Origin of the sequence: Dietzia sp. SLG310A2-38A2 (genome assembly GCF_014145095.1) — a bacterium.
Taxonomy (GTDB): domain Bacteria; phylum Actinomycetota; class Actinomycetes; order Mycobacteriales; family Mycobacteriaceae; genus Dietzia.
Window position 1 is genome coordinate 338 of sequence record NZ_JAALDX010000538.1, and the last position, 6,132, is coordinate 6,469.

Below are 6,132 nucleotides of genomic sequence, written 5' to 3' on the forward strand. Positions count from 1 at the left end.
TTCGTGGAGCAATCCATGCCCACCGTCGCCTCCGCTGCCAAACAGCAGGAGGCCAGCGTCTACGCGACGGTGGCTGCCGCCGCGCCGCAGGAGGTCGTGGACGCCGATAACGTCACGGTTCTGCTCATGCTCAACCGGATGGTGTCGACGAAGGACGCGCCCGAGGCGGCGAGCTCGGCTTCCCGGCTCACCGTGTCGATGGTGCGGGTCGACGACACGTGGAGGCTCGGGGAGCTGGAAGCACTCTAAAGACGGCCGGGCCGGGGGCCCGGAACCGTCGACTCACTCGTCGGAGGTGGCGTCCAACGTCTCGAAGAACCGTCGTGCCCACGCGTGGACGTCGTTGCCCAGCACCTGACGGCGCAGCGCCCGCATCCGTCGACGACGGTCGTCCTCCGCCTCGGTGACGGCCGCCATGATGGCGTCCTTGACCCCCTCCAGGTCATGCGGATTGCACAGGTACGCCTGCCGGAGTTCGGCGGCGGCGCCGGCGAACTCGCTCAACACGAGAGAGCCCTCGCCGTCGGTGCAGGATGCCACATACTCCTTGGCCACAAGGTTCATCCCGTCGCGCACGGGAGTGACAAGCATGACGTCGGCGGCCACGTAGAAGGCCGTGAGTTCGGACTTGGGGACGGGGCGGTGGATGTAAGTCACCACGGGGTGCCCGATCTCGCCGAAACTACCGTTGATCCGTCCCACGGACTCCTCGATCCGCGAGCGCATGATCTGGTACTGCTCGACCCTCTCGCGGCTCGGGGTGGCGAGCTGGAGCAGGGTGACGTCGGCGGTCTCGAGCCGCCCCTCCTCGAACAACTCCTCCAGGGCGCGGAGCCGGACGTCGATCCCCTTGGTGTAGTCGAGGCGGTCGACACCCAGAAGCAGGATCTCGGGGGAGCCGAGTTCGGTGCGCAGGCGTTCCGCGCGGGCGCGGGTGCCGCGGTCGCGGGCGGCCGCGTCGATGGAAGCCGAGTCGATCGAGATGGGGAACGCTCCCACCCGGACCCTCCGGTCGTCCACCCGGATCTCGGACGCCCGCCCCCGGGTGGAGCGCAACCGCACCGAGGGGTGGCCGCCGAGCCGGTGGGCGAGGATCCGGAAGTTGTCAGCGCCCCCGGGCAGGTGGAAGCCCACCAGGTCGGCCCCGAGCATCCCCTCGACGATCTCCGAGCGCCACGGCAGCTGCATGAACAACTCGACGGGGGGGAACGGGATGTGGAGGAAGAACCCGATGGTCAGGTCGGGTCGCATCTCGCGCAGGAGACGGGGGACCAGCAGGAGTTGGTAGTCCTGCACCCAGACCGTGGCGTCGGTGGCGGCGGCGGCGGCGGTGGCCTCGGCGAACCGCCGGTTGATCGCGACGTAGGCGTTCCACCACTCGCGGTGGTACTCGGGGGGGACCACCACGTCGTGGAAAAGCGGCCACAGGGTGCCGTTGGAGAACCCCTCGTAGTAGAGCCCGACGTCCTCGGCCGAGAGCGTGACCGAGTGCAGCCGGATGCCGTCGGCGTCGAACGGATCGGGCGCGGCGTCTGCCACGCCGGGCCAGCCCACCCAGGCGCCGTGGTTGGCCTTGAGGATGGATTCGAGGGCCGTCACGAGCCCGCCGGGGCTGGCCTTCCAGTGTTCGTGGCCGTCCTTCTCGCGGACGAGGTCGACGGGCAGCCGATTGGCGACGACGACGAAGTCAGCACCGGCGTCCGGCGGCGTCTGCTCGGTCGCGCGCATCATCCCCGCCCCCTCCGTGATCGTTGTGATGCGGCTAGTCGGCGTCAGCCGGGTCGATTTTCTCGGGACCGATCCCGAGCATCTCGAGGAGCATCAGGCACTCGTCGGCGTCTGCGGCGTATGAGGCCACGATCCTCTGGGCCTGGTACGCGGTCTCGTCGGCGACGGGCTCGAGGTCGACGTCGAGCTCGGGCTCCTTGCTGGCCGCTGCGGCGGTTGCCATGTGTGTCCTCCCGTGGTCGGTATGGGACGACGGGCCCGGGTGGGCGACATCGTCCGAGGTCATCTTACGTCACTGGTCGGCGGCGGCGGACCTGCGCAGATTACGCGTGACCCATTCGCCGAAGACGATGCCGGCGGCCAGGGCCACCGCGATCGCCAGTGCCTGGAACATCAGTCCCACACCGATACCGGTCTGATCACTGGTGAGGGCCGACAGCCCCCGGTAGACGGACAGTCCGGGCAGGAGAGGCGTGATCCCCGCGATGGTCACGATCAGTGGCGGGACGGTCGCGATACGGGCGAGGATGCCGCCGAACAACCCCATCGCACAGGCCGCGAGGGCGGAACCCACCACCACGCCCAAGCCGGTCGTCGTGACGACCTGGAAGATGACCATCCCGATCGCCCCGACGGCCGCGGCGAGCCACGTCGCACGCACGGTCGCGTAACTGGCCACCGCGAAACCGGCGGCCCCGACCCCCGCCGCGAAGACGGCGAGATACAGGGGAGCGTTGCCGGAGATGGTCGGATCGATGGGGGGTGGGGACATGCCCAGGCGCGCGAACACCGCCAGGGCGATCGTGATGCCGCCGAGAACGCCTCCGGTGAGGATCATCGTCTCCACGCCGCGGCCGGCCGACGTCACGGGGAAACCGGTGATGGCGTCCTCGATCGCGCCGACGAGCGTGAGACCGGCGAGGAGCACGATGATCCCCGCGGCGACGAGGGTGGACGGCTGGATGTCCACGAAGTTGTCGCTCAGGAACACGTAGGCCAACAGCGCCCAGGCGGCCGCGATGAACCCCCCGACGATCTGCTGGAAGAACTTCGGGAGGCGGTGGCCGTCCAGATAGCGGTTGGCGTACATCAGTGCGAACGTCGACACCATGGACAGGAGTCCTGCCAGCGGGCTGCCGCCCAGCTGGATGACGACCGCGCAGCCGAGCATCGCCCACCCGAGGACCGCGACCCGGAACGAGTGGGGATGCGGTGAGGCGATGATCTGCTCGACCTCCGCCGTGGCCTGCTCGACGGTCAGCTGGCGCCGCACGATGAGGTCGATGAGCCGGGCGACACGGGTCACCCGGGTCATGTCGATCGTGCGGTAGTTGACCACCCGGATGACGGAGATGGGTGGGCGGCCACGTCGGCGGTTCACGCCGATGGTCAACGAGGTGAAGGTGACCTCGACGGTGGCGCCCGGCAGGCCGAACGCCGCCGCGACCGATTCCCCCTGGGCGACGGTGTCCGCCGCGCCCTCTCCGGAAGAGAGGAGGATGCCGGCGATCTCGAGGGCGAGGTTGAGCACGTCGGTGACGGCGCCGTCGTCGTCCAGGTCGACCGGTGCCATCGGGGACAGGGGCGGCTCCACCGCCAGGTCCATCGTGGACTTGCGCAGACCCAGCCACGCCAGGGGGCGGGTGAACGGTGCAGGTGCGTCGCGGATCTCCACGTGGACACCGTAGTCAAGACCGCGGCGGTCGAGAGCGCGGCCCAGGATCCGGTTAGGATGTGAGCCGGACCCCGGCCGTGCCGGAGCCCCGCTGGAGTGGCGCAATTGGTAGCGCACCCGACTTGTAATCGGGCGGTTGCGAGTTCAAGTCTCGTCTCCAGCTCTCACCCGCCGCTCGGCGTATGCGCCACACGGGGGGTTGGTACACGTCTAGTTCTCTCAGATTTCTGGGTAAGATGTGGCAGGTGTTCAGCGAAGGCGAGGCTTCCGGAGTCGAGGACGCGGAGTCCACACGACGGGTCGCCGAGGCGTGGATGCGTGCCGTCACCGCGTGTGACGAGCGCGCCGCGCTGGCCCTCTCCTCTCCGTCGATCGTGTACACGAACGGCGGCCACCTCCGTCTCTACGAGGGGCACGACGGAGTGCGTGACATCATCGAGGATGTCGCGCGTATGTCCGGGTTCCTCGAAGTGACCGTCCAGTCGGTGGTGGCGCAAGCGGGGACCGTCGCCCTCCGACGACTCGAGACCTACACCCTGCCCGAGGGCGGCGTGGAGATCCCGGCACTGGCCTTCGTTGATGTCGAGGACGGCGTGGTCACGCGCTGGGAGGACTACAAGGACCTGCGCACGCTGAACGCGATCGCGGAGTAGACGGTGAACGGGGGCGGTCCGATGGACCGGGAGGACCATGGCGTCGACGCCGCCGCGGTGGTCAGGGCACTCGTCGAGGCCAGGTTCCGTGGGGATGTGACCACGACGACCGCTCTGTGCGCCCCCGACATCGTGTTGCGGATCGAGGGGTCTCATGAGGCGCGCGGCCGAGAGGGAGTGGCGCACCTGATGGAGTTCAACCGAGAGGTCGCCACCAACGTGCGTGTCGAGATTCACCGGGTCATGGCCTCGGGTGACACCGTCGCGATGAGCAGGACCATGTTCCTCACCATCAACGGGCAGGCCGTCGAGCTCAGCGCGGGCGCGTTCTTTACGTTGCGCGACGGCCTGGTGCGGGAATGGAGTGACTACCTGGACATGAGCGAGGTGGCGCGCGCGCTCGGGCACTGAGCCGGAAACCCGCCCCGACCCGTCCACCGGGGTGGTGAGTCGGGGTGGGCCGGTCAGTCCGCGGGCACGAACTCGTCGTGGCCGAGTTCCCGCAGAGCGCGACGGATCGTCGCCGCCGCCGCGTCCGACTCCTCCGCCGGGGCGTCGGGGTCCGCCCGGGACAGGTCGAAGCCGGACATGTCGTCGGCGGGAAAGACGTGGATGTGGGTGTGCGGCACCTCGAACCCCGCGATGAGGTATCCGGCCCGTGATGCCCCGAAACCCTCGACGACGGCCTTGCCGACCGCCTGGGCGACCTCGTTGAGCCGCATCAGCAGACCGGGCTCCAGGTCGGTCCAGCGGTCGACCTCCTCGCGCGGGACGATGAGGGTGTGGCCGGCCGCGACGGGCGCGATCGTGAGGAAGGCGACCACCTCGGGGTCCTCCCAGACGAACCTTCCCGGAAGCTCACCGGAGATGATCTTGCTGAATACGGTCGACATGCTCCCAGCCTACGTACCCGAGGCGTCCGGTTGCCGCTGATGCGCGGTGGCTCGTGGTGTAATGAGGGGTACGCCACCCGGACAACGAGCGGCGAACGGTCCTTAGAGGATGGCGGAGGGACGGCAGATGATCGAGGCAACGGCACCGACGGCAGACGATACCGTCAAGAAGAAGGCCTACCATCACGGTGACTTGCGGAACGCGATCATCCACGAGGCCACCACTCGGGCGAGGTCCTCGGGGGAGAAGGCGATCGTGCTGCGGGAGATCGCGCCGGTCATCGGGGTGTCGGCCACCGCCGCCTACCGACATTTCACCAACCGGCAGCAACTGGTCGAGGAGGTCTCGGCCCGCGGGTTCGCCGCGATGGGCGAACGCGTGAACATGCCCGGAGTCGCCGGCGCCGAGTCGGCCCCGGGTCTCGCGGCCTACATGGACCTCCGGAACGCGGGGATCGCGATCGTGGAGTTCACGGTCGCGGAGCCCGCCTGGGCGCGGATGATGATCGAGACTCTGGGGGAGTCGCCGACTGTCGCGTTCGCGGCGTCGGATGTCACCGACTTCATGCAGAAGATCGTCGAGCGCGGGATCGCGGCGGGGACGTTCCGTCCGGGGACCCGGATCAGGGACCAGCGGGTCTTGTGGGCAGGGGTCGACGGCCTCTGTTCGCACGCGATGTTCGGCCTCAAGTCGATGGGGACGCCGGAGGCGGACCACGCGACGGCGCGCACGCTCGACCTCTGTATGACGGACATGCTCACCCCGGAGGGGCTGCGCCTCCGCGATGAGGCCACGTTGCCGGACGGCATCGCGACCGAGCTTCCCGACTGAGGTCCACCCGGCTGAGGCCCACCCGACGTCGCCCCGACCGGCCGCGCCGGGTCACGTCGGCCGGGGGGCGCGACTACTGTGGTCGCTGTGCGAATTCTCGTGATCGGTTCCGGTGCCCGTGAGCACGCCCTCCTCGTCGCCCTCGCCGCGGATCCCGCGGTGACGGAGCTCCACGCCGCGCCGGGCAACCCCGGCATGGTGCAGGCCACGTGTCACGACACGGCGGTGACGGATCCCGCGGCGGTCACCTCGCTGGCTCGCCGGCTCGAGGTGGACCTGGTCGTCATCGGCCCGGAGGTGCCCCTGGTGGCGGGTGTGGGCGACGCCCTCCGCGCGGCCGGTGTCCCGGTG

At 69.3% G+C, this 6,132-nt stretch carries 8 protein-coding genes, 1 tRNA gene and 1 pseudogene; 6 read left to right on the forward strand and 4 right to left on the reverse strand.

What is annotated here, in order from left to right:
- Positions 1–249: pseudogene (locus G6027_RS16950) on the forward strand (hypothetical protein); the annotation flags it as partial.
- Between the two features lie 33 nt (positions 250–282).
- Here the strand turns inward: G6027_RS16950 and G6027_RS16955 are convergent.
- The 3 genes from G6027_RS16955 to G6027_RS16965 all read right to left on the reverse strand — a co-directional run bounded on the left by G6027_RS16955 (position 283) and on the right by G6027_RS16965 (position 3,403).
- Positions 283–1,728: a trehalose-6-phosphate synthase gene (locus G6027_RS16955; protein WP_182638161.1), complete on the reverse strand. Its 1,446-nt coding sequence runs from the start codon at positions 1,726–1,728 to the stop codon at positions 283–285.
- A gap of 34 nt (positions 1,729–1,762) precedes the next feature.
- Entirely contained in the window at positions 1,763–1,951 is a 189-nt protein-coding gene (locus tag G6027_RS16960; RefSeq protein WP_182638157.1) for a hypothetical protein, read from the reverse strand.
- A 69-nt stretch (positions 1,952–2,020) separates the two neighbouring features.
- On the reverse strand, positions 2,021–3,403 hold the full coding sequence (locus tag G6027_RS16965) for a threonine/serine exporter family protein (protein ID WP_107748800.1): 1,383 nt from the start codon (positions 3,401–3,403) through the stop codon (positions 2,021–2,023).
- Between the two features lie 90 nt (positions 3,404–3,493).
- Here G6027_RS16965 and G6027_RS16970 point away from each other — a divergent pair.
- The 3 genes from G6027_RS16970 (at position 3,494) to G6027_RS16980 (ending at position 4,467) form a co-directional block, all read left to right on the forward strand.
- A tRNA-Thr gene (locus G6027_RS16970) sits at positions 3,494–3,566 on the forward strand.
- Between the two features lie 82 nt (positions 3,567–3,648).
- Positions 3,649–4,056 carry a nuclear transport factor 2 family protein gene (locus tag G6027_RS16975; RefSeq protein ID WP_346995784.1) on the forward strand — a complete coding sequence of 136 codons (408 nt, stop codon included), beginning with the start codon at positions 3,649–3,651 and terminating at the stop codon, positions 4,054–4,056.
- 3 nt (positions 4,057–4,059) lie between these two features.
- Positions 4,060–4,467: a nuclear transport factor 2 family protein gene (locus G6027_RS16980; RefSeq protein WP_346995785.1), complete on the forward strand. Its 408-nt coding sequence runs from the start codon at positions 4,060–4,062 to the stop codon at positions 4,465–4,467.
- 53 nt (positions 4,468–4,520) lie between these two features.
- Here G6027_RS16980 and G6027_RS16985 read toward each other — a convergent pair whose 3' ends face one another.
- A complete protein-coding gene (locus G6027_RS16985; protein WP_182638159.1) occupies positions 4,521–4,949 on the reverse strand; it encodes an HIT family protein in 429 nt (142 codons plus the stop codon).
- Between the two features lie 127 nt (positions 4,950–5,076).
- On the opposite strand from G6027_RS16985, the gene G6027_RS16990 reads away from it, so the two are divergent.
- Both G6027_RS16990 and G6027_RS16995 read left to right on the forward strand, forming a co-directional pair.
- The gene (locus tag G6027_RS16990) at positions 5,077–5,781 is read left to right on the forward strand and encodes a TetR/AcrR family transcriptional regulator (RefSeq protein ID WP_182638160.1); all 705 of its coding nucleotides are present in this window, start codon (positions 5,077–5,079) and stop codon (positions 5,779–5,781) included.
- Between the two features lie 87 nt (positions 5,782–5,868).
- Positions 5,869–6,132: phosphoribosylamine--glycine ligase N-terminal domain-containing protein (locus G6027_RS16995; protein ID WP_346995786.1), on the forward strand; the 264-nt coding region annotated here is incomplete at its 3' end.

Bases quoted from the DNA above. Each gene is read 5' to 3' on its own strand.
- G6027_RS16990 (WP_182638160.1), top strand. From the start codon at position 5,077: ATGATCGAGGCAACGGCACCGACGGCAGACGATACCGTCAAGAAGAAG.
- G6027_RS16960 (WP_182638157.1), bottom strand. From the start codon at position 1,951: ATGGCAACCGCCGCAGCGGCCAGCAAGGAGCCCGAGCTCGACGTCGAC.
- G6027_RS16955 (WP_182638161.1), bottom strand. From the start codon at position 1,728: ATGCGCGCGACCGAGCAGACGCCGCCGGACGCCGGTGCTGACTTCGTC.
- G6027_RS16985 (WP_182638159.1), bottom strand. From the start codon at position 4,949: ATGTCGACCGTATTCAGCAAGATCATCTCCGGTGAGCTTCCGGGAAGG.